This window comes from Halospina sp. K52047b (assembly GCF_008709855.1).
Taxonomy (GTDB): domain Bacteria; phylum Pseudomonadota; class Gammaproteobacteria; order Pseudomonadales; family Oleiphilaceae; genus Halospina; species Halospina utahensis_B.
Genome location: NZ_VYJH01000002.1, coordinates 391,803 through 413,245 on the forward strand (window position 1 = coordinate 391,803; position 21,443 = coordinate 413,245).

Genomic DNA, 21,443 nt, shown 5'->3' on the forward strand with positions numbered 1-21,443 from the left:
AATGGCTCGAATCCCCTACGCCGAAAAAGGCCAGGAAGCGCAAGGCGCCACGCACGTCTATCAGCAGTTGGAACAGGGTATGGGCCTGGTTCCCAATGTGGTCAAGCTGCTTGGCCACTCCGGCCCGGCAACCCAGGGCATCGGCACCCTGCTCGACATCTACTTCGGCCAGCTCTCGATCACCGACCGCGTGCGCGAGATCGCCTACCTGACCGTGGCGCGCCTGAATGGGTGTGACTACTGCCAGGGGCATCACGTGCCGGCAGCACGCCAGGCCGGGCTTCTGGACATGCAGATTGAGGATCTGGGTGAAGACGGTTTCGACAGCGGTGAATTCTCGGAGCCGGAGCGGGCGGTGATCCGCTTCGCCTATGAGACCACCCGGGACGTGAAAGCTTCCGATGAAGCCGTGGAGGAGCTTAAAACGCACTTCTCAGACGCAGCGATTGCGGAAATCACCTTCGTGGTGGCCTCCGGCAACTTCATTCAGCGTGTGGGCAAAAACCTTGGCGTTGAACTGGAAAGCTGAGAACAGGGGCAGGCCCTGACCTGCCCCTGAACCACTCAGAGTGCGCTGGAATTGACCGAGGCAAGCATCTTCCCGACGGCGTCATGGGCAGGGTCCGGCCGCCAGTTCCGGTTCGAGCCAAGATAGCTCCGGGGATCCAGTTCAATGAGACCGATCAGCACTTCCGCGACGATCCGTGCACCCACTGGCCCGAGTCCCTCTCCGGCGTCGGCCTGCCCACCGTAACGACCGCGACCAATCACCTCCGCTTCCATCAGCACGTAGAACCAGAGCGGTACACCAGCGGTTATGGCATCGTTCGAGCGCTCGCGGACCCTGTCCATCACATGCTCGATCTCCGACTCAGGACGCTCCATGGCCTGTGCGACGGCCTCGCCCGCGGGTAGCCGGAAGCTGTTGCCCCGGAGCAGGTTACGGGTCGCCAGCGAGCGCACACCGTCTGCGGGAACAAACGGAAGTTCCAGCAGTTCCGGGGCCATGCTGGTGTTGAGTCGGTCGGCGCGCTGGACCTGGCGGCCTTCGGGCGTGTCGAAGAGTTCATGCCAGTCCACAATGGCCCGCTGATCCGCCAGAGGTGAAAAACCGCCACCCAGCACAGTGCCGAAGAACTCGAACGCCGTACCGCCCTTCTGGGTCTGGATCGTCATGGGCACCATGGAATGCCCGAAGCGGTACGCCGCAACGGCGAACTCGACCGGGATATAGGGAATCCCGCAACGATAGAACCGGCGACCGTGGGCGAGGATATCCGCCACCACGGTGTCACCGCACATAAGCGGAAGAAACTCATTCACCACCGCCCACTGGTAGTGCCAGACGACAGATTGCCGGGCCGCCTCGAGCAGCGATTCATGAACAAGCTCCGGGTTCTCAGCGTGCAACGCCTCACACTGCTGGTTATGGAACCGGATGAAGGCCAGCTGCATCTGGCTGATGATCCGGTTTTCGTCGTTCCTCGGATCCCCGATGGTCGCCGCGCCGGACGCTACACGCGCCAGGTCATCGGCACTGAACGGATCACCTCCCGCACTGTCGGCACCGGTAACCAGCTTCGCATTGAGGAATGGATCGGACTGGGCTCCCTGGTGGTACAGGTAGGGCTGAACTTCAGGTCCGGCGCCGTAAACGGAGTCCAGGTCAAGCGTGGGCGAGCGCGTGTTCTCGGTCGACGCAGCCTGATTCACTCTGTCGAAACTGGATTCCGTGTCCAGCGTGATGTCGTGGTCAATGAACTGGCCAAAAATCACCATCCCTGCGGGGACGGAATGGGTACGTGCGGCATTGCCACCCGAGTCCATCGGACCACCCGCAGCGCCGAGACCCTCCAGAACGCCGGGGTCCGTATAGGCACCGGGAAGGTCGGGAAACAGTCGCCCGAAACGATCCTCACTGATGGGGTGATTGGGGGATTGGCAATGCTCTGACAGCCCCTTCAGAGGCTGCAGGCCGTGATGATGGGTCATGGCGTTCCTTCCCTGATGTGGAACATGAATGAGTCAGTTCCGCGACTCCCTTCACCGATACCGGCACTTCCAACCACAGCCGGGACTACCCCGTACTCAAGGGGACACCCATGGGAACAACCGATTGCATTCTACAACCGTTAAGAGAGCGTAGCGCGAACAGGGGAACGCAACAACCGTCCCGCAGGGCGAGCAGCTTTGCAGGCTAAAAAGGCTGGACTATGCCAGTGCGACTGGCTGGTTCTGGAGGATAAAAATGGTCGGCGTGGCAGGATTCGAACCTGCGACCCCTTCCTCCCGAAAGCAAAATTGACCCCCTAAAACCGGATACTTACCTTTGTAGATACCTGTTTTTATTGCCCGGTTATATTTTAATGTTTTTGGTTGTTCGCGTTTGTGTGACCATTTTGATAACATATTGGTCACAGATTTCGGAACGGGCGACCCATGCCTAGTCGATTATTGGGTTTTGCCGTTCTGTGACCACCAGGGGGCAAAATGGGACAGGCTAGACTTACCTCGATAACCGAGAGCAAGGCCGCAGAGTTCGACCGCAAGGCCAGCGAACGGGACACCCGCTGGTGTGACCGCCTCCCCGGCCTTCACCTCATCAAGCTAAAGAAGGGCTCCACCTGGCGTTACCGCTACCGGGACGCAACCGGCAAGCGCCGCACTGCCACCATCGGCAAGCTGACCGAGAAAAAGCCAGAGGATGCCGCCCGAAAGGTTCTGGAATGGTCTGATAACGAGGCAGACCCGCTAGAGGAACGCGAACAGAAGCGCCAGAACGCCCTCAGCGCCCAAGAGCAGGCCGAGCGCCGCACACTGCGCCGTTACCTCGAATCCGACTACCGCCGCCACATGGAAGCCTGGAAGCCCGAAAACTCCCGCAATACCGAGCAGCGTATCCGCAACCATTTCAGCGAGTTCCTAGAGCGCGATATGGCGACCCTGAACAAGCAGGATATACGCGACTGGCAGACGCGCACCGAGGAACTAGGGCGGGCATACTCCACCATCCGGCGCACCTATGGCGACCTGAAAACGCTACTGAATCAGGCCGTAGAGGATGAGGTACTGGAGGCGAACCCGCTGGCAGGCGTAAAACTGCGCTCCCCTAAAATGACGGAACAGCAGCGAGCGGAACAAGTAGAAAAGGCTAAAAAGGCCGAGCGCCGTATGCTGACCGATGACGAGATCCGCAGCGTTCTAGCCGGTCTGGAGTCCTTTGCAGAGGAAATCCGAGCGGAGCGGCGCAGTAGCCGAGCCCACGGGAAAAGCTACCTTACCGATCTGGACGCGGTACACCACCCCCACTGGTTCATCCCAATGACGCATCTGGCCCTTCATACCGGACTGCGCCCCGGCGACCTCAGAACCCTAACGTGGGAAGAATTGAAAATCCGGTTTGGGCGGCTGCGCAAAGTGACCGAGAAAAGCAAGGTGGCACAGCGCCGCGAACGCCAACCCGCCATAGTGGATATGAAGCTGAACAGCACTATTCAGAAGATCATGGCCGAATGGTGGCAGGATCAGGGGCGACCGGATACCGGCCTTGTGTTCCCCTCCCCTCGCACTGGCCGGGAACTGGACAAACACGCCACCCGCAAGCCTTGGAAGCGCGTAAAGGTATTGGGCGGATTACCGGAAGGGATGGACTATTACGCATTCCGCCACCATTTCATATCCGCTCAACTAGCGGCAGGCGTCCCCATGTTCACCGTGGCCCGCATGGCAGGCCATAAGGACGTGAGCATGATCCAGGAACACTACGGCCATATATGCGAACAGCAGACGGATGAAGCCGTGGACGTTGTAGGGGCGACAATCACCAGAGCGGCTAAAGGGGCGGCGGTATGACTGATATTACAAAATGGGGGAAATGGGGTGATCTGCTTTGGAAGTATCGCCAAGAGCGGAGAATCGAAAAATCCGAAGTTCTGGACGCCCTCGAAAACGACCCGGATATGCCACCAGAAGCCGCGCCTATGGTGAAGTCCATTGTTGCTGGTGATTACAAGTTTCCGCGAGGCAAGAAGCCCGATTGGGATTCGCTAACAGCGGATGTATGGATGGAAGCTTTTACAGGCATCGTCTATGAATGGCTGGCTGGTAATGAGCCACTGCCAGAAAATCCAGACCCCCAGTTAGAAGAATTGAAAGAAGAAGTTGAGTCCGGCAACCGAGGAAGCCGCACGGCAACGGAAGCCGCTAAAGATTACGTGGCCGAGGCAAGCGGCCTGTCAGTGCGAAAACTGGAGCAGATTCTGAGCGCTCGCAGAATTAACGAATAATGGTTCGGTGAGCGCTGAAAAAATATGCGGATCATGGGGTGTACCTTAAAAAACAGTAGAGGTACACCACGATGAAGCCGCAACACCAACCAGACCAAGCATTTTTTAGACCCGCCGACGCTTGCCGCTACCTTGGTATTGGTAGAACCAAGCTCCACGACTTAACCGAAACCGACCCCGATTTTCCCCGGAAGATCCGCATTTCCGCCCGTTGTGTCGGATGGACTCGCGGCCAACTGGATCAGTGGCTGGAGAAGAAAACAGCGGAGGTGTCGGCATGAGCGCCTATATCACCGTACCCGTTGCATCCGAAGAAACCGGCGTTTCCCGCCTTCTAATCGAGGCCGCTATCCGTGAGGGCGATATTCCCGCGTGGAAGTATGACGGCCAAGCCGTGGTTATGCGGTCTGACGTGGAAAAGTATAAAGCGCGAATCCTGGCGGAACGGGGGTGTGACGAATGCGACCAGTAAACGAGAGCGCCGCCACCGCCGGGAAGGCAGGCAGCGGCGCAAAAGAGAGCGGGCAAGCTCAACAACAGTATAACCCAACTGCTCAGGAAGTAACCAGCGGAACCCCGGTTTTCCCGCTCTATACGTCAGTGAAGGCAAAAGCCCCGGAAAGGCTAATCAGCCTGGATGAGTTGGCCGTGATGATGATGAGCCCATCCGAAGGCCCGAAGGATCAAGCCAACGCGTTCACGCCATTCCAGGCGAAAGGGAAAACGAAGGATCACGCCCTAAAAGCTGACTTCTATGCCCTCGCGCTGGACCATGACGACGACGACCGGGACCGCGATTCTTTAGCCGGGCTGTATGAGCCGTGGGGCATGGCGTGGGATGCGTTCACGTCAGCGAGTCACCAACAGGACAAGCATGGCGTCACTGCCAACCGCTGGAAAGTCACTGTTCCGTTCAGCCGCCCTGTCGGTTATGAGCGTTACATGATGCTGGCGGAAGGCGCGTCCCTGCTGGTCGGCACTGACAAGGTTCAGGCCCGAGCCCAACAGGTCATCTACGCGCCCAACGTCCTTACCAATAACGCGCCCTATGATTTCATCCCGCATGAACCGGAAGTGCCCTTTCTGGACCCGCTGGACGATTCTCACCCGTTTATAGCGGCATGCCTGGAGGCGTACCAGAAGGAACAGGAACGCCAGGATGCGGAGGCTAGAAAAGCACCACCGAAGCCCCGCCCGCAAGTGTCAGAAGCCGATGGGCGCATCATCGACAAGGTGGTGAACAGTCACCTTCTGGAGGGTGAACTACAGGTGCGGGGATACCAGGAAGTCGGGAAACGTCTGCTGTCACCCTACAGCAGCACCGGATCGCCTGGAGTCAATATTCTGACCAGCGAGGACGGGAAGGAACGTGCTTATTCACACCACGGTGCAAGCGATCCCCTGTCGAACCTCAACAATGACGGGCACGCGCTGGACGTGTTCGACGTGATCTGCATTCTCGACTATGGGGGCGACGTGAGTAAGGCCGTGGCGGATCTGGCTGATCGTGTAGACCCGGAAGGCCAGAAGGAAAGACAACGCGAATGGGCACAGAAAAACGCCAAGGTAGAAGCAGAATCGCTGCTCAGTGATAGCGCCAACTGCCCGCCACCGGCTGACCTGTTCGGCAAGTTCACCACCCCCGCGTTCCCCGTGGAGCTGATGCCAGCGCCGATCCGTGATTACGCGGAAGATCAGGCGGAGCTGATTGGCGTAGACCCGGCCATAATCAGCATGGCGGCACTCGGAGCCGTGGCGGGCTGTCTGGATGACCGCGTGGAGATCCAGCCGAAGCGGTACGACCCCACCTGGACGGAATCAGCCCGGCTATGGATCGGCATTATTGGCGACCCTTCCGCGAAGAAAAGCCCCGGCATTAAGAAGGCCCTTTCCCCTGTTCGCAAGATCGCCGCCGAATGGCGCGAGGAATACGCGAAGAAGATGAAGGCATGGGAGGAAGCCTGCAAGCAAAAGGAAAAAGGCGAGGAAGATCCGCCCGCCCCAGAACTGCGCCGCCTGACCACCAGTGACGTGACCGTAGAAAAGCTGGGCGACATTCTCGCCAAGTGCGAACCGCGCGGGATCATCGTGGACAAGGACGAGCTAACCGGCTGGCTGGCCAGCATGGACGCCTATAAAGGCGGATCAGGCGGCAAGGATAAGGCCGCATGGCTGGAAGCCTACAACGGCGGAGGGCTGGAGATTGACCGGATCGGACGTGGCTCCACATGGGTAGCCAACTGGAGCGCGTGCGTTATCGGCGGCATTCAGCCCCAGGTTATCAACGAATACGCCAACGCCAACAATCACGACGGCATGCTTCAGCGGTTTATGCTGATCCACGCAGCATCCGCACAACAAGGCGTAGACCGCCGCCCCAACATGGAGGCGAAGGAAAGCTATGAAGCCCTGTTGCGGCAACTGGTGGGCACTCAGGCGGGCAATGAACCCGTCACTCTGTCACCAGAAGCCCACGAGGTGCGCGAGGCGTTCAACGACCGCCTTCACAGAGCTGTCACGACCATGCCCAACCGCCACCTAACGGCAATGCTGGGCAAGTGGGAAGGGCTGTTTTCCCGCGTCTGTCTGGCGTTTCACGCGGCTGAATGCGCGCATTGGATGGAGCACCCGACCGCCCACCAGGTCAGCAGGGAAACCGCTCAGAAGGTGGACCGCTTCCTATGGAACGCCATGCTTCCGCACGCGATTCAGTTCTATGACGGCATGGACCCAACCGAGGATCAGGCCAGGCAATTAGCCGGGCTGGTGCTGGCTCGCCAGTGGGGCAGGTTCACCGTTAAGCGTGACCTTCATAACTACATGCTCGCGTATCGCAAGATGAAGGAATGGGAGCGCGAGGAAATGCTAGACCGGCTGGAGGCGTACAACTGGATAGGCCCGGAGCCCGGCTGTCGGCTGAATGAACGAGGCCGCCCAAGCGCCTATCTGGTAAACCCGCAGATTCACACCATGTACCAGGACCACGCAGAGCAGGAACGCGAGAGACGGCAGGAAGTCGCCCGGATCATGGCGGATCTGAAAGAAAGCGGGTGAATGTAGTAAATGTAGTATGCGCGCGCGTAACGGTAATGAGTCCACGGATGGAGTAAAGAAGGGGAAAAGGGATTTTCTTTTTTAGCACGGGCGCGCGTACTACATCCTCTACATTTGAGGAACCAGACAGGCTAAATACCTAGCCACGAATCCCGGCCCTGTTAGCCCCCGTACCCCTCTGAATCCCGCCAGAACATTAGACCCCTGCCCTTGTTAGGCGTCAATTTAACACACTACCCGATTGTTTTTGTTCCGTATTCGTTCGCCTTACTCCGTTTCGTGTCATCAATCTGTGACCCTTTCGGCCTTATAATGGAGTCATAAGCCGCTGATTAGCGGCAAAACTACACGACAGAAACGGCCTCGATAATGGCGAAACAGAACGAGATCCCCAACCGCTACAGCCACGATTGGCTAGAAAAGCTGGATGGTCGCACCACCCTGGCCCGTGCCGTTAATGAGCGGTACGAAACCCTGGCGGCGGATCTAGGCGGGATCGATGCCCTTAGTTACCAGAAGCGGTCTATCTGTAAGCGGGCAATATGGATGGAGGCCATTATCGAACAGCAGGAAGCCGCCCTAGCCCGTGGCGAGGAAGTTGACCAGGGGAAGCTAACCCAGGCCGTGAACACCCTTTCCGGGCTCTGGAAAACCCTAGGGCTGGAACGCGCCGCCCGTGATGTCCCCGACCTTGCCACCTACCTACGCAAGCGCGAGGCCACGGCATGAGCGTCACGATTCGGGACACAATGACCGATGAAGCCCTATTCGGTGGTCAATTCTCCGGGGAATCCTGGAGCGCATGGCGCGCCCTACTGGCAGGCTTCTACGGCCTTCCTCTGAACGAGGCGGAACAGGATCACTGGCAGGCACTCACTGGCCGCACAGAGCCCACACAGCCGCATGATGAGCTGTGGCTGGTCGTTGGCAGGCGTGGCGGAAAGAGCCAGTGCGCAGCCCTGCTGGCCGTATATGAAGCCGCATTCCGTGACCACACAGACCGGCTATCCCCTGGTGAGGTTGCGACCGTGGCAGTTCTGGCCGCTGACAGGAAGCAGGCCCGGACAGTGTTCCGTTACGTTTCCGGCCTACTGCGCTCCAATCCCATGACCGAACAGCTCATCGTGAAAGAGGATCGCGAAACCCTGGAGCTGGTGAACCGCACGGCAATCGAGATCACCACGGCCAGTTACCGCAGCACACGCGGCTACACCTTTGCCGCCGTTCTGGCAGATGAGCTTGCCTTCTGGCGTTCAGAGGACAGCGCGAACCCCGATTCCGAGATCATCAACGCGGTGCGCCCTGGACTGGCAACCCTACAGGGGCCGCTGATTGCCCTTTCCTCGCCTTACAGCCGCCGTGGCGAGCTTTGGGAGAACTACCGCCGCCACTATGGGCAAGAGTCGCCCATTCTGGTGGCTCAGGCCGCAAGCCGCACGATGAACCCTGCACTACCTGAACGCGTGGTCAGTGAAGCGTATGAACGCGACCCCGCTACAGCTAAGGCCGAGTACGGGGCGGAGTTCCGCAGCGACGTTGAAGCCTTCCTCACTCGCGAGACGGTGGAGGACGCCACCCGCGCCGCCCCGCTGGAAATGCCCCACCTGGACACCGTGAACTATCAGGCGTTCATCGACCCCGCTGGCGGTGGTGCGGATGAGTTCTGTCTGGCGATTGGTCACACCGAGGATGATACCGCCGTTGTTGACGTACTGAGGGCGCGCAAGGGCACACCGGCAGAGATCGCCGCCGAGTATGCCGCGCTGATGCGTGAATACGGCGTCAGCAAAGCCCAATCCGACCGATACGGCGGAAGCTGGCCGCGTGATGAGTTCGCCCGCCACGGCGTCACCGTGGAGGCGTCAGCGAAACCTAAAAGCGAGCTGTACCAAGAGGCGCTGGCGGCGTTTAACAGTGGCCGCGTTCAGCTCCCCCCGGATGAGCGGCTAACCAAGCAGTTTATTGAACTGGAGCGGCGGACAAGCCGCGCCGGTAAAGACTCCATCGACCACCCGCCCAACGGCCACGACGACCGCGCCAACGCGGTAGCCGGGCTGGTGGTGGATCTGACGAAACGCCCCTATAAAGCCCCACGGCTGGTAGTGGGCTACTGAACACCCAATAACCTACCAAGGTGAAACCAATGGCAGACGAACGCACACTTCAAAATCAAATTGCTGGACTCGGAGCCCTAAAAGAGCGGCTTTCGGAACAGTCCTTCGCTCGGAATCAGGTGCGCAAGCTGCACAGCGCCGCTGAGGCCCTGCACACCATCGCAACCTCTAACGATGGATCAGCGGAACGCGCCCGCCGCCTTTCGGATGCGTCAAAGCGTTACCTGGATGCCATCAAGCGCACCAAGGGCGATTTGCAGACCCGCGAGGTTGGTGGCAAGGCGGCATTGTCTGAGGAGTTCTCGCAGCGCGTAGGGCTCCAGGCCGACCGATATGCCAACGAAATAGCCCAGACTTTCGGACGCGCTGACCAAGGGCAGCGTATCCAGTGGCTTTCGAGGATTGCCGAGGATTGCGACGGACGTTCGCTGGCTGCGCTCTATGAAGCGCCCGAATTTGTCACCGGCCTTGACCGTGACACCCTGGCGGAGTTTAGAGGCGTGATGGAGGAAAAGCACACACCCGACATTGCCGCCAAACGCCAGACTTTCAACGCAGACGTAGAGGCCGCACAGAGCGCGATTGATATGGCCTCACAGATTGCGGAGGCGGCGCTCAGTATCGAGGACGTGGACAGCGCCATTGCGGCCAGGGATCGTGCCAATAACGCAGAGGCCCAGCTCCTGAGCGCGACGGCAGAAGATGACAGCGCCTGATCCTGGCCCCGCAAGGCTGGAGACTTCAACCGCCTACCAGGCTGACTCCGAAAGCCCGGAACGCCGATTGTGGGCGGAGGCACTGGGTCAACTGATCCGGGACGCCTCTGCCTACTGGCGCGGGCGCGGACAACCGGGGAACCCTACCCCCGTGGAGCTGGAAGCCGCATTCGATGACATTTGCAGAGCCGGGCCGATGACACAGCGGGTGTGCTCTGCCCTGGATGTTGAACCGGAGGAGGTTTCACGCCAGTTCATCCGGCACTGTGAAGAGCTTTAGCAGACCCGTTTGATTAACTGCTATTTGTTTCTTACACCCTTAGCGCTGCTTCCGTTGTATGGCCCCTGATCGTTGTACCTGACGTTAGTTACCACCCCATCTTCTAAAACATAGGTGTATTCACGTTCACCCCACCCTTGCCCTAGCTCATAGGATAAATAAGTTCGACCGTCAGAAGTCATCGACTTGTCGGGCATACCCAAGTCCTGCATTAGTTCATCTTTTGTCACGGAATCCAGAGGAAACCCTTTGAGGTAGGAAACAGGATTTGTGGCTACGGTAGGTTTCGGTACCCCGTTAGGCCCCGTGGCGGCACAGCCAGCTAGCATAACCAAGAACGCAACGCCTAAAAGAATGCGGTTTGCCATATAGCCCCCAATCACCGTATTGGCGTGAAGTATGGCAGACGATAAGCCGCAGCGCAGTCGCCTTCCTTTCCGTGGCCGCTCTCATGAACTACCTTGCCCATACGGCATAAATACATCATTGAAGGATGAGTTCTCATGGATGCACGCAAAGCCGCCTTGGCCCTCGCGTTTACGCTTCTGGGCTCCAGCGCCCAGGCCAGCAACTTTTCCTACACCTTCCTAGAGGGGAACATTGGATCAACCGAGTTCGACGACTCTATAACGATTGGAAATGAAACCTATGACGGCCTGCTGTACTTCAGTGGCACCGGCTCCTACCAATCTAAGGAAAACGTCACTCTAGAAGCGTCTGTTAACCGGGGCATCAATGAGGGGGATGATAGCGAGATCAACGCCACCGAAGTCAGCGTAGCGGGCGGCTACCCGTTCGCCGTAACAGACAGCATTGATATTTACCCACAAATTGGCTTTTTGCGATCGTCGGCTGAAGTTTGTTTCCGGGGAACGTGTGCCGACACCTCCGACAGCGGCGGGCTTGCGGCCCTCAAAACCCGCGCCTGGCTGACCCGCGACCGGCTAGAGATCGGGGCACGAATCGCCCGTACCACATTGGACGACGCTGATACGTCAGTGGGCTTTAATATCGGCTGGTGGTTCAGCCCTGATGAGGCGCGTCTATCGTTGGGAGTATCGACCGTAGATGACGAAACGACCTATGCAGGCGGTTTCCGGCTTCAATTCTAGCCGGTCACGATACTGCACCGAGCCCCGCCACCGAGCGGGGTTTTTTGTGCCCACAAGTCGGCAGACCATCCACGACAGCTAGGCTAAAAAGTGGGCAAAATGGCCCGCCGTTGTTCGCGTGGACTGGTTACAGATTGGTGACAGAAAGGCCGAAAGTGTGACGAGGGGTAATTCCGACTAGACCGGGAGGTCTGCAAGATGCTGATTCTAGGGAGATTATGGTCGGCGTGGCAGGATTCGAACCTGCGACCCCTTCCTCCCGAAGGAAGTGCGCTACCAAACTGCGCCACACGCCGTTATCAGGGCTGGGATGCGGACTCGCCGCAACGGGGGCGAATTATCAGGATTGTGACGTACTTCTGTCAAGCTGGACTGGCCAATAAGTCCGATCCCGAATGCAAAACGTAGTGTTCCGCATCTAGAATGGATTATGTGTTCAACCGCCAGAGGATTGCATGCCCCTACCCCCCTTCCCTTTTGACAACAGCTATGTACGGCTTCCCGAACACTTCCACCGGCCTGCTCAGCCGGCCCAGGCTCCTGACCCGGAGCTGATCCGTTTCAATAGTCAGCTCGCCGAGGAGCTGGGCATTGACGTCAACGAGTCCGATGAACACGAGCTTGCCGCGGTTTTCTCCGGTAACAGCCTGCCTGAGAACGCCGAGCCCACTGCCCTTGCCTATGCCGGTCATCAGTTCGGCAACTTCGTGCCCCAGCTGGGCGACGGCCGCGCCATTCTGATCGGTGAGGTCATCGACCAGTACCAGAAACGTCGCGACATCCAGCTCAAGGGCGCAGGGCGTACCGAATTCTCCCGTGGCGGTGACGGGCAGGCTCCCATAGGCCCGGTGATCCGCGAATACATCATCAGCGAAGCCATGCACGCACTGGGCATTCCCACGACGCGTGCGCTCGCGGCTGTCACTACGGGCAATGCGGTCATGCGTGAGCGCCCCGAACCCGCCGCGGTACTGACCCGGGTGGCTGCCAGCCATATCCGGGTGGGCACCTTTGAATACTTCGCCTACCGGCAGGATACCGATGCCATCCGCACCCTGGCCGACTACGCCATTTCCCGGCACTATCCGTCCCTGATGTTCGAGGATCAGCCCTACCAGGCACTGTTCAGGGCCGTGGCGCAACGCCAGGCCGAGCTGATTGCGGACTGGATGAGCATTGGCTTCATCCACGGCGTCATGAATACGGACAACGTGGCCATCAGTGGTGAAACCATCGACTACGGCCCCTGTGCTTTCATGGACCAGTACCACGCCAACACGGTATTCAGCTCCATAGATGCCATGGGGCGCTACGCCTACAACAACCAGCCCGAGATCGGATACTGGAACCTTGCCCGCTTTGCTGAATGCCTGCTCCCACTGTTCGATGGGAACAAGGAAGAGGTTGTCGAAACCGCAAAAGCCATCCTTGGTGAATACCGGGAACACTACAACAGCGCCTGGCGTGAACGTTTCGGCCGCAAGCTCGGCATCAGGAGCCTTGCCCAGGAAGATGAAACAGTGGTGCACGAACTGCTGGAGCTCATGCAGCAGACCGGCAGTGACTTCACCGCTACTTTCCGAGAGCTGACCCGGCTTGCCCATCAGGACGACGCGCAGGAGGCCGCAGCCGCGCTTTTGGGCGACACACAGCAGGCGCGAGACTGGAGTGCACGCTGGATCGCGCTGCTCGACACCCCCGAAGCGATGTGGCAGGCAAATCCCGCCATCATCCCCCGCAACCATCAGGTGGAGGCGGCCATCAGCGCTGCCCGCCAGGGGGATCTGCGGCATTTCCATGATCTAATGGCAGCACTGGAATCACCCTTCTCAGCTAACGCTGACGCCTCCGCATACCGGCACCCGCCTGCACCGGAAGAACAGGTTGCAAGAACCTTCTGTGGAACCTGAGTTGCACAGTTCACATTCCTGAATGGCCGTTATTATCAAAACGGCCATTCTTTCTCATTTGCGGCCAACCGGCTTGGCACGCAAGACTGCCTCTGTATAGTGCCCACAGCTGTACGCCGGAATTCGATTCGTCAATTTGACATTAATTAACGAATAACCGGCCAATTCCATAGGATTGCCGAACAATTACATTATCGGGAAAGACGGAATCCGGAGGGCTCCCAGCATGGATGTGCCGACCCGCTCAGTTCAGGATACTCAGGCCTACGATGTCCCCATACTGCCTACGCGGTATGTAACCCATTTTCTGCGCTTCATGGAACAGTACGGTATCCGTCCTCCAGCGCTTCTCGAAGGAACCGGTCTTGATGCCGCCGAGCTGGAAAGCAGCGAGGAAGGCATGACCATGAATGAGCTGCTCATACTGCTCCGGCATGCCAGTGAACTGTCGGAAGATGAACGCCTGCCCTTCGAATTCGGCAAGCAGCTCGACATCAATGCGCACGGCCTGGTAGGCGCGGCTGTGCTCTGGCAGAACGACTATTTCCGCCTCGTGGAGATGATCATCGAATACGAGCGGGTCTGCCTGCCGATCCACGACCTGCGCCTGACGCTCAAGGACGAAACCGTACAGATCCAGCTCCATGACATCTGGGATCTTGGCGACCTGCGCTCGTTCATGATCCGGATCTATATGGGCAGCATCTACGAACTGTCGCGCCACATCTGCAGGGACATGCTGCTCGAGTTCGATACCCCCACGAACCTGACCGCCGAGCAATGGCAGCAGGCGGCCCCCGAGGCGATCATCCGATTCAATGCGGGGGCGGCCTGCGCGACACTGCACCCAGCCCAGCATGCAGGCGCCAATCTCGGACAGGAGCTGTCCTCGTTCCTGGCACGACACCGTTCACGCCAGGACCTGAAGGCGTCCGATGACAACAGCAGCGTCACCGAGCGGGTCCGTCGCCAGATCCTCGATGACCCGGGTCTGAGCTGCACACTGGAGCGCGTAGCCCAGAACCTCCAGATGACGCCCCGTTCACTGCGCCGTCATCTGCAGGCCGAGGACTGCTCCTTCCGTGATCTGCGCAATGAGATCCGCTGCCACTATGCCGACCGCTACCTGGCCGATACCCGGATGCCACTGAGCACCATCGCCTACAAGCTCGGCTTCAGTGACCAGGCCAGCTTCACCCGCGCCTACCGTTCCTGGACAGGCCGCACACCGGGGCAGACCCGCCGCCGCATCTGATCACAGCCCTTCCTCCCCGGTCATTCTCCGGCCCCTTGTTTCGGCTTATGAGGGGTCGATCCGCGCGACTCAACTCTCCCCTGACCATGAGCGGAAATGAACAGCCGCTCATTCTGCGTTCACAAGCCCCGATTGACGTTCATCACGAATTCAACAAACAACCGCCCGGATAACCGCTTTTAACAAGCCTGTTTCCTTTTTGAGCAATGACCAGAACCCACGGGGCGCGCGAGTGTTGGAGGTGCCGGGACCGTTCCAGGATGCGTCTTTGGTCCCGGCGCCATGAATACAACAAACAATGAGGATGACGTTGATGAACGCCATAACCGAAAAGCCTACAAGTAAGCCCGGGCGCCTGCTGCTCAGCAGTGCCGTTGCGGCGCTGCTTGCAACGGGCGCAACCACAGTCAACGCCGAACAGGTCTCACTGACCGTCGAACACAGTTGCCCGCTGCCGATCATCGGCGAGGACCCGCTGGTGTCCGAGATCAGTGCTGACCTGCCCGCCGAGATAACCGCAGGTGAGTCAACCGGCGAGCTGAACATCAACGCGGTGACCACAATCACCGACAGGGCTCGTCAGGGACTGTCCCTCGCCGGTGGCGCTAGCCTCGAGGGCACCGCCACGGCGGAGAACAACATCGCGCTTCCGGAAGGTGACCAGCCGCTTTCGGTGACCCTGGAGATTCCGCAGCAACCTATCCCCACGGAAAGCGGTTCCTTCACAGTGGATTCCAGCGCAACCGTTGATCCGCTCACTTTTGAGAACCCCGGACAGGGCACCATCACCGTTGGCGACCTGCAGCTGAATCAGGTCGTGCGTGATGGCAACGGCAATATCGCTCCGGATCCGGTGGGCGAGTTCACCTCCGACTGCACCCTCGTGGGCAACCAGGAGGACATGGTCCTGCACACCTTTGATGTCGTTCCGGCGGACACACCCGCCAATATCACCGTTGATCCTGAAGATGAGCTGGACCTCGGCAGTTCAATGGCCGGCAGCCCGCTTGAAGGCAGCATCACGGTGGGCAACAACGGCGGCCAGACACTGAACATCAACAGCGTGACTATCGCTGGTGCCAATGCCGACCTGTTCACACAGAGCAACGACTGCACCACGCTTGAGCCGGGTCAGAGCTGCTCCGTGGGTGTGAACTTCCAGGCAAGCGAACCGGGCACCTACAGTGCCAGCGTCCAGATCGACTCCACTGATCCGGATGCCGAGGATTCGCCCAAGGTGGTTGACCTCAGTGCCGAGGCGACAGAGCAGCCCAAGCCTGCGCTTGAACTCAGCTCCCCGGAAATTGATTTCGGCACCATTGACCTCGCCAATACCACCAGTGCTGAACAGACACTGGATCTGACCAACACGGGTGAGGCGGACCTTGAGATCAATGGTCTGAACCTCGTCAACAACCCGGACGGTGTCTTTACCCAGACCAACGATTGCCCGAGCGCCCTTTCACCGGAGCAGTCCTGCACGGTTACCGCTACATTCCAGCCGTCGCAGGTGGATTCCTACAGCGCAAACCTTGAGATTGCGACCAACCTTGATGGTTCCCCGGAGACTGTAACGCTGTCCGGCTCAGCCGAAGACACCAGCAATGGTGATGACGGCGACAACGGCGACGGTGACAACGGGGACGGCGATAACGGCAATGGTGACAACAACGTGGATGTCACCTTTGACCTTGAAGGGATCACCAATGTTGCAGCCAACGACTCGGATGTACCGCTGAATGGTCAGATCGACAGCTCGATCAACCTGACTACCGGTGATTTCACTGCAGACCTGCAGCTCGATCCGACCCAGGCCCAGTTCCAGATCTCCAAGCTGTTCCACAAGATCCAGGGCCGTGCAGACATCGAGTTCGAGCCGGTGGGTGAAACAACTGGTTCCCTCGACCTCGAGTCCGGCCAGCTGACTGCGGAAAGCGAACTGACGATCAAGATTCCCGAAGCGCGGGTCTCCGTCATTGGCTTCGGCTTCGGTTCCGATGGCATCCGGATCGGCGGCGGAACGTCCTGCCAGACCAAGGAACCAGCCACCATCAACCTCTCGAGCCCGGAAGGCGAAGAGTTTGATCCGCTCCAGGGCGGCACCGTTACCGGTACCTATGTTGCACCGGAACTTGAGAACTGCGGTCTGCTGACCGGCGTGCTCAACGAGTTCTTCGAAGGTCCGGGTAACACCATTGAGCTTGAGCTGTCGCCCCGTTTCGAGGAGTAACGGGGGAACAGAAGGGGCGGCCCGCCATGGCGGGTCGCCCGAATAACCAAAGAGGAGAAATCACAATGATGACAATGAAGAAAAGCCTGTTGGCCCTCTCCGTCGCAGCCATGCCGATGGCCGCTTCCGCTGACCTGCAGCCCATGAACGACAATGAAATGGGCGGCGTTACCGGTCAGGCCGGGGTGACTATCGAGCTGTCAACGGCAGCCACCATTGGTGCCATTGAGTACAATCAGGACACTGCTGACTCAAGCACTGGCTCCGTACTCATGGAGGGTATTCGCGTTGGTGGCCACGAAGATGGCGAAAAGCTGGAAGTTGATGTCTATGTTGACCTGGTCAACGATGCCGGCACAATCAGCAATGCTGTGGGAGGAGCTCCCGATGATGCAAACCTGGAAGACGGGGATGCGGTCATCAACGTGCGCAATCTCGGTAACGAGCTTGCACCAGTGGAAGTCGGCGTAGACATGGACTCTCTCGGTCTGATGTCCAGTGATGGCACCATCACCGATCCGGGCAGCGCCGACAGTTCTGCAACGCTGATCTCCAATCTGGACCTGGACATGTACGTGTCCAAGCTCAATATCACTGCCAAGACGGATAACATCGTAGGCGCCGACAACTCCATTGGTTCACTGAGAATCGAGAATGACTTTGCAGCTGAGTTGAGCGCCGACTTCGACGTTGCAGCCGTCTCCCTGGTCGACGCCCGCATGGGCGGGGCAGGCAGCATGGAGCTTCTGAAGACTGCAAACGAGGAGGACTTTGCAACACAGGTGGGCCTGCTTAATCCGGTCAACGTCGTACTGGAAGTTGGGCAAGGGCCGGCAATTTCAGCTGGCAAGCAGAGCACATCGGCACCGGAAGAGACGCTCCGCGTGAACATTGCTGAGCTCTCGGCCGACATGTGGCTGCCCACCATCAACGTTGGTAGTGGCGGTGACGACGGCAATGCCAGCATCGGCTCCGTCGGTATCAGCAACCTGAACGTTGTTGATACGCAGATGGCTGTCTACGGTCGCGAGTAAACGTGACCACAGGGGCCGGTCATTCCGGTCCCTGTTCTCCCCCTCTTCAGCTAACCTCCCCCTTTTTCAGTCCATATACAGGCAGCAGAACCTGATCCTCTCCTCTTGAACTCAAGCTTCTGCGGGGATGCGGCTTATTCCCTTGCTGATTTTTGAGCTATCGGAACTGGTAGACAGGAGCGAGACGATTCCGTCAACACAGGCGAGACGTTACGCAGGAAAGGGAAATAAAAGTGGCGGTGGGCCAGGGATTCGAACCCCGGGAGGGCGTTAACCCTCGGCGGTTTTCAAGACCGCTGCATTCGACCACTCTGCCAGCCCACCGGGTAGGTGCTGCCGGAACCGACAGCAGCCGGAATATTACCTTAAATCGGCGTCATGTCAAAGTGTTGAGCTTCCCAAAAGCACACGGAAAGGCTTTGCACTGGCCCCTGGACGCTTTATGATTGGGTACACAGTCAAGAGTCCATCAAGGAGATTCCGCACATGGCCGACAACCGTTTCCCCAATGCCGCCCAGAGCCGGGCCCAGGGCGGGGTCCGCGAAGGGCTGAGCACCGAGGTCACGACGGTATTGCGCAATACCTACATGCTGCTGGGTCTGACCCTGGCGTTTTCCGCCGTCACAGCCGGAACCAGCATGGCGCTGAACCTGCCTCATCCGGGCCTGATCCTGACCCTTGTCGGTTTCTACGGGCTCCTGTTTGCTACGCATAAGCTGCAGAACAGCGTCTGGGGCCTGGTGACCACCTTCGCCCTCACGGGCTTCATGGGCATGACCCTGGGCCCAATCCTGAACACCTTTGTCGCCAACGGCGCCGGGCACCTGGTGACCACCGCGCTTGGGCTGACGGCCACGATCTTCCTGGCTCTGTCCGCCTACACACTGATCACCCGCAAGGACTTCAGCTTCCTGGGTGGTTTCATCTTCGCGGGTGCCCTGGTTCTGATGGGCGGCATGCTGATCGCCTTCCTGTTCAACCTGCCGAACCTGCACCTGGCGATCTCAGCCGGCTTCACCCTTTTTGCCTCGGCCTGCATCCTCTATCAGACCAGCGCCATCATCAACGGCGGCGAGCGTAACTACATCATGGCCGCCATCGGCCTCTATGTATCGCTCTACAACCTCTTCATCAGCCTGCTGCACCTGCTGATGGCGTTTGCCGGCGACAACTGATCCGGCGTTGAAAGCGGCCTTTCACATAACGGCGGCTCCCAACGAACACCAGGCGATCCATTCCGCCTGGTGTTTTGCCAATGCCCTCCTCAATGCCAACCACGGCATCAACCGTATCTTTCTTCAGGGGGATGCGGTTTTTCTTGCTGCAACCGCGGCCTCCCATTCCCCCTTCTGTAACGAAAGCGGAGCACAGTGGGAAAAACTCATTGAAAAATGGTCGCTTCCGGCAACCGTATGCATTGGTTCGGCGCAGCAGCGCGGTCTTGAGGATACCCATCTGAGGGGCGGCTGGTTGACCGGCGGCCTCGGGGACTGGGTTATGGCCTGCACCGAGGCGGACCGTATTCTCCAGTTCACGGGGGAACGGTAATGACGGAGAAGGCCCCCACCCCCCTGCCTGACCAGCTCTTCGTGCTTGACCGGGACGAGGACACCGGAGAGTTTCTGGACATGCTGCTCACCCTCTGCACCTTTGGTATCCGTGCCAGGCTTCTGCTGGTGGGATCCGGTGTCACTGCGCTGGCCTCGGAGCACCGGGGAATGCCCCTGGCCCGGTTTCCGGATATGGGACTGCAGCAGCTCATGGTGGAATGGCCTGTTACGGAAAACGCGCACGGAGAGCTGCCTGAATCCGCCATCACAGTGGATGACCGGCAGATCCGGGATCTTTACGCACAGGTACCGAGGATTCTGCACCCATGAGCGGTCGCATACACGTTCTGGCCAGAACACCCGGCCACCCGAGGCATCATCGGTGCCTGGCGATGCTGGGCCCCGAAGACACGCTGGTGCTCACAGCGGCCGCCCTGGAGCGCCTGTCGCAGAACGAACCGCTGGACGGTATCCAGGCGGGCAGGATCATGGCTCTGACAGAATCCCCCGAAAACCTGACCCTGCCACCTGGATGCACCGCCCTGACGCATGCCGCGTTTGTGGAACAGATCCTCACGATCCATCAGCCCGTTTTCTGGTAGCTCAAAGCCCCATCAACACCACAGGAACCAGGGTTGCCAGCAGACCACATACGCCGCCGGCCAGCATCAGCCGCCCTTCCTCGGCAGCGAATACCGGCCGGAGAAGGGACTGGAACGCGTCCGGAGAAAGCCCTGCAATCCGCTCCTCGATCAGCTCGGCCACGATGCGCGCCCGGTCATTGTTAAAGGCATCATCCCGGAACACCTCCTCTGACGCGCTCAGGGCCCGGTCATTCATGCTTTTCTTGAGCTCTGTATAGCCGGAGGCACCCACGGCCATTTGCGTGCTTACACGCAGCACCGTGGACTGATCCAGAAGCGGCCGCAGGTGCTTCTGGATAATGGCGCGCGTCCGCCCAGCCTTTTCCCCGTGGACAATGGCGTGCGCCACCTTTTCACAGGTAAGAAGCTCATGCGCGACACGCTGGCCCCAGATGTGGCTGATCTCCGGCTGACGGCGCATAAGCAGCCCCTGAATGCGGAAAGGCCCCCACTGCTTCTGCTCCCGTGGCCGGAAGATCAGGGTTATCGCAATCCAGTTGGTCAGAAGGCCAACAATGAAGCCACCCCCGAGAAGCAGCCAGCTGGAGGACCAGAAGGTCCATCCCGCCGCAAGCGCAACGCCCAGAAGCAGCCCGATGACGGCGCCGCTGCGGATCACGAACTGGAAGGTGGAAGCGCCGGCGTCCTTCAGGATACGGTTCATGAAATCCGGATGCTCGCGGAGCTCCTCGCTCATCAGGGCCCTGAGATCCACCAGATCGCCGAGTTCCTCGCCGAAATCCGCGACCATGGCATCCACCCGTTCCGGCAGGTTGTGCTCCACATAGCGGTAGATCCGCCCTTTGACCCGTCGCGGCAGGTTATCCCACAGCACCGGATGATGTTCATACATCACATCATCCACGTACTCCTCAAGATGAGGCATGATCCGGCTCACCACCTCTCCAGTGATCAGTGCCGGATCCAGACGCTGGTAAACACCGGTAAGGTCGCCACTGCGCGCCAGGGTACGGTCAATGCATTCGTGGGCCATCTCCTCCGCCCGACGCGGAATCACCCCCTGCCAACCGAGGAAGGGAGGCCTGCCAACGGGGTCAATCGGATGGAACAGCATCAGCACGGCCAAGCGGTTGGTGGCCCAGCCGACCACAGCGGTGAACAGGGGCAGAGCCCAGATGGTCAGAGGTAGATCGGGTACGGTCACGTATGCAGTCCCTGAACGCGTATTCAGGGCGACACTCTAGCGGAAACCGGCGCGTAACGGTATGCAGCAGCGCCGGGGAGGCACTGCTGAAT

At 59.2% G+C, this 21,443-nt stretch carries 20 protein-coding genes and 2 tRNA genes; 18 read left to right on the forward strand and 4 right to left on the reverse strand.

What is annotated here, in order from left to right:
* Window position 1 precedes the first annotated feature (1 nt).
* On the forward strand, window positions 2–529 hold the full coding sequence (locus tag F3089_RS04230) for a carboxymuconolactone decarboxylase family protein (protein WP_151439590.1): 528 nt from the start codon (window positions 2–4) through the stop codon (window positions 527–529).
* Window positions 530–564: 35 nt separating this feature from the next.
* Here the strand turns inward: F3089_RS04230 and F3089_RS04235 are convergent, their stop codons facing one another.
* A complete protein-coding gene (locus F3089_RS04235; RefSeq protein ID WP_151439591.1) occupies window positions 565–1,992 on the reverse strand; it encodes a peroxidase family protein in 1,428 nt (475 codons plus the stop codon).
* A gap of 498 nt (window positions 1,993–2,490) precedes the next feature.
* Between F3089_RS04235 and F3089_RS04240 the strand changes: the two genes are divergently transcribed.
* The 9 genes from F3089_RS04240 (at window position 2,491) to F3089_RS04280 (ending at window position 11,562) form a co-directional block, all read left to right on the forward strand.
* The gene (locus tag F3089_RS04240) at window positions 2,491–3,852 is read left to right on the forward strand and encodes a site-specific integrase (RefSeq protein WP_151439592.1); all 1,362 of its coding nucleotides are present in this window, start codon (window positions 2,491–2,493) and stop codon (window positions 3,850–3,852) included.
* Window positions 3,849–4,286 carry a hypothetical protein gene (locus F3089_RS04245; RefSeq protein ID WP_151439593.1) on the forward strand — a complete coding sequence of 146 codons (438 nt, stop codon included), beginning with the start codon at window positions 3,849–3,851 and terminating at the stop codon, window positions 4,284–4,286. The genes F3089_RS04240 and F3089_RS04245 overlap by 4 nt, the downstream gene beginning before the upstream one ends.
* A gap of 71 nt (window positions 4,287–4,357) precedes the next feature.
* Entirely contained in the window at window positions 4,358–4,567 is a 210-nt protein-coding gene (locus F3089_RS04250; protein WP_151439594.1) for a helix-turn-helix transcriptional regulator, read from the forward strand.
* Window positions 4,564–4,758: a MerR family transcriptional regulator gene (locus F3089_RS04255; protein ID WP_151439595.1), complete on the forward strand. Its 195-nt coding sequence runs from the start codon at window positions 4,564–4,566 to the stop codon at window positions 4,756–4,758. Before F3089_RS04250 ends, F3089_RS04255 begins: the two co-directional genes overlap by 4 nt.
* A complete protein-coding gene (locus F3089_RS16030) occupies window positions 4,746–7,340 on the forward strand; it encodes a DUF3987 domain-containing protein (RefSeq protein ID WP_225741666.1) in 2,595 nt (864 codons plus the stop codon). The genes F3089_RS04255 and F3089_RS16030 overlap by 13 nt, the downstream gene beginning before the upstream one ends.
* A gap of 369 nt (window positions 7,341–7,709) precedes the next feature.
* Window positions 7,710–8,069 (forward strand): hypothetical protein, encoded by a 360-nt coding sequence (locus tag F3089_RS04265; protein ID WP_151439596.1) that lies wholly within the window; start codon window positions 7,710–7,712, stop codon window positions 8,067–8,069.
* Entirely contained in the window at window positions 8,066–9,454 is a 1,389-nt protein-coding gene (locus tag F3089_RS04270) for a phage terminase large subunit family protein (RefSeq protein WP_151439597.1), read from the forward strand. Before F3089_RS04265 ends, F3089_RS04270 begins: the two co-directional genes overlap by 4 nt.
* Window positions 9,455–9,483: 29 nt before the next feature.
* Window positions 9,484–10,170, forward strand: a complete 687-nt coding sequence (locus F3089_RS04275) for a hypothetical protein (RefSeq protein ID WP_151439598.1) — start codon at window positions 9,484–9,486, stop codon at window positions 10,168–10,170.
* Between the two features lie 783 nt (window positions 10,171–10,953).
* A complete protein-coding gene (locus F3089_RS04280; RefSeq protein WP_151439599.1) occupies window positions 10,954–11,562 on the forward strand; it encodes an outer membrane beta-barrel protein in 609 nt (202 codons plus the stop codon).
* A gap of 219 nt (window positions 11,563–11,781) precedes the next feature.
* On the opposite strand, the gene F3089_RS04285 is transcribed toward F3089_RS04280, so the two are convergent.
* Window positions 11,782–11,858 (reverse strand) — tRNA-Pro (locus F3089_RS04285).
* 159 nt (window positions 11,859–12,017) lie between these two features.
* Between F3089_RS04285 and F3089_RS04290 the strand changes: the two genes are divergently transcribed.
* The 4 genes from F3089_RS04290 to F3089_RS04305 all read left to right on the forward strand — a co-directional run bounded on the left by F3089_RS04290 (window position 12,018) and on the right by F3089_RS04305 (window position 17,991).
* Window positions 12,018–13,472, forward strand: a complete 1,455-nt coding sequence (locus F3089_RS04290) for a protein adenylyltransferase SelO (RefSeq protein ID WP_151439600.1) — start codon at window positions 12,018–12,020, stop codon at window positions 13,470–13,472.
* A gap of 226 nt (window positions 13,473–13,698) precedes the next feature.
* The gene (locus F3089_RS04295; protein ID WP_151439601.1) at window positions 13,699–14,727 is read left to right on the forward strand and encodes a helix-turn-helix transcriptional regulator; all 1,029 of its coding nucleotides are present in this window, start codon (window positions 13,699–13,701) and stop codon (window positions 14,725–14,727) included.
* Between the two features lie 313 nt (window positions 14,728–15,040).
* Window positions 15,041–16,957, forward strand: a complete 1,917-nt coding sequence (locus F3089_RS04300) for a choice-of-anchor D domain-containing protein (protein ID WP_192497270.1) — start codon at window positions 15,041–15,043, stop codon at window positions 16,955–16,957.
* 65 nt (window positions 16,958–17,022) lie between these two features.
* Window positions 17,023–17,991 (forward strand): DUF6160 family protein, encoded by a 969-nt coding sequence (locus tag F3089_RS04305; protein ID WP_151439603.1) that lies wholly within the window; start codon window positions 17,023–17,025, stop codon window positions 17,989–17,991.
* A gap of 234 nt (window positions 17,992–18,225) precedes the next feature.
* Here the strand turns inward: F3089_RS04305 and F3089_RS04310 are convergent.
* Window positions 18,226–18,315 (reverse strand) — tRNA-Ser (locus F3089_RS04310).
* A gap of 162 nt (window positions 18,316–18,477) precedes the next feature.
* On the opposite strand from F3089_RS04310, the gene F3089_RS04315 reads away from it, so the two are divergent.
* The 4 genes from F3089_RS04315 to F3089_RS04330 are packed head-to-tail and all read left to right on the forward strand — an operon-like array spanning window position 18,478 to window position 20,144.
* A complete protein-coding gene (locus F3089_RS04315; protein WP_151439604.1) occupies window positions 18,478–19,167 on the forward strand; it encodes a Bax inhibitor-1/YccA family protein in 690 nt (229 codons plus the stop codon).
* Window positions 19,168–19,174: 7 nt separating this feature from the next.
* Entirely contained in the window at window positions 19,175–19,540 is a 366-nt protein-coding gene (locus F3089_RS04320) for a DsrE/DsrF/TusD sulfur relay family protein (RefSeq protein ID WP_192497271.1), read from the forward strand.
* Window positions 19,540–19,872, forward strand: a complete 333-nt coding sequence (locus tag F3089_RS04325) for a hypothetical protein (protein WP_151439606.1) — start codon at window positions 19,540–19,542, stop codon at window positions 19,870–19,872. The genes F3089_RS04320 and F3089_RS04325 overlap by 1 nt, the downstream gene beginning before the upstream one ends.
* Window positions 19,869–20,144 carry a hypothetical protein gene (locus F3089_RS04330; protein WP_151439607.1) on the forward strand — a complete coding sequence of 92 codons (276 nt, stop codon included), beginning with the start codon at window positions 19,869–19,871 and terminating at the stop codon, window positions 20,142–20,144. The genes F3089_RS04325 and F3089_RS04330 overlap by 4 nt, the downstream gene beginning before the upstream one ends.
* A 1-nt stretch (window position 20,145) precedes the next feature.
* On the opposite strand, the gene F3089_RS04335 is transcribed toward F3089_RS04330, so the two are convergent.
* Window positions 20,146–21,351, reverse strand: a complete 1,206-nt coding sequence (locus F3089_RS04335) for a DUF445 domain-containing protein (RefSeq protein ID WP_151439608.1) — start codon at window positions 21,349–21,351, stop codon at window positions 20,146–20,148.
* Window positions 21,352–21,443 lie beyond the last annotated feature (92 nt).

What these genes read in the sequence shown, in the direction of transcription:
- F3089_RS04300 (WP_192497270.1), top strand. Translation starts at nt 15,041, where the DNA reads ATGAACGCCATAACCGAAAAGCCTACAAGTAAGCCCGGGCGCCTGCTG.
- F3089_RS04280 (WP_151439599.1), top strand. Translation starts at nt 10,954, where the DNA reads ATGGATGCACGCAAAGCCGCCTTGGCCCTCGCGTTTACGCTTCTGGGC.
- F3089_RS04265 (WP_151439596.1), top strand. Translation starts at nt 7,710, where the DNA reads ATGGCGAAACAGAACGAGATCCCCAACCGCTACAGCCACGATTGGCTA.
- F3089_RS04250 (WP_151439594.1), top strand. Translation starts at nt 4,358, where the DNA reads ATGAAGCCGCAACACCAACCAGACCAAGCATTTTTTAGACCCGCCGAC.
- F3089_RS04245 (WP_151439593.1), top strand. Translation starts at nt 3,849, where the DNA reads ATGACTGATATTACAAAATGGGGGAAATGGGGTGATCTGCTTTGGAAG.
- F3089_RS04275 (WP_151439598.1), top strand. Translation starts at nt 9,484, where the DNA reads ATGGCAGACGAACGCACACTTCAAAATCAAATTGCTGGACTCGGAGCC.
- F3089_RS04315 (WP_151439604.1), top strand. Translation starts at nt 18,478, where the DNA reads ATGGCCGACAACCGTTTCCCCAATGCCGCCCAGAGCCGGGCCCAGGGC.
- F3089_RS04295 (WP_151439601.1), top strand. Translation starts at nt 13,699, where the DNA reads ATGGATGTGCCGACCCGCTCAGTTCAGGATACTCAGGCCTACGATGTC.
- F3089_RS04330 (WP_151439607.1), top strand. Translation starts at nt 19,869, where the DNA reads ATGAGCGGTCGCATACACGTTCTGGCCAGAACACCCGGCCACCCGAGG.
- F3089_RS04305 (WP_151439603.1), top strand. Translation starts at nt 17,023, where the DNA reads ATGATGACAATGAAGAAAAGCCTGTTGGCCCTCTCCGTCGCAGCCATG.
- F3089_RS04290 (WP_151439600.1), top strand. Translation starts at nt 12,018, where the DNA reads ATGCCCCTACCCCCCTTCCCTTTTGACAACAGCTATGTACGGCTTCCC.
- F3089_RS04325 (WP_151439606.1), top strand. Translation starts at nt 19,540, where the DNA reads ATGACGGAGAAGGCCCCCACCCCCCTGCCTGACCAGCTCTTCGTGCTT.
- F3089_RS04235 (WP_151439591.1), bottom strand. Translation starts at nt 1,992, where the DNA reads ATGACCCATCATCACGGCCTGCAGCCTCTGAAGGGGCTGTCAGAGCAT.
- F3089_RS04230 (WP_151439590.1), top strand. Translation starts at nt 2, where the DNA reads ATGGCTCGAATCCCCTACGCCGAAAAAGGCCAGGAAGCGCAAGGCGCC.
- F3089_RS16030 (WP_225741666.1), top strand. Translation starts at nt 4,746, where the DNA reads ATGCGACCAGTAAACGAGAGCGCCGCCACCGCCGGGAAGGCAGGCAGC.
- F3089_RS04255 (WP_151439595.1), top strand. Translation starts at nt 4,564, where the DNA reads ATGAGCGCCTATATCACCGTACCCGTTGCATCCGAAGAAACCGGCGTT.
- F3089_RS04240 (WP_151439592.1), top strand. Translation starts at nt 2,491, where the DNA reads ATGGGACAGGCTAGACTTACCTCGATAACCGAGAGCAAGGCCGCAGAG.
- F3089_RS04270 (WP_151439597.1), top strand. Translation starts at nt 8,066, where the DNA reads ATGAGCGTCACGATTCGGGACACAATGACCGATGAAGCCCTATTCGGT.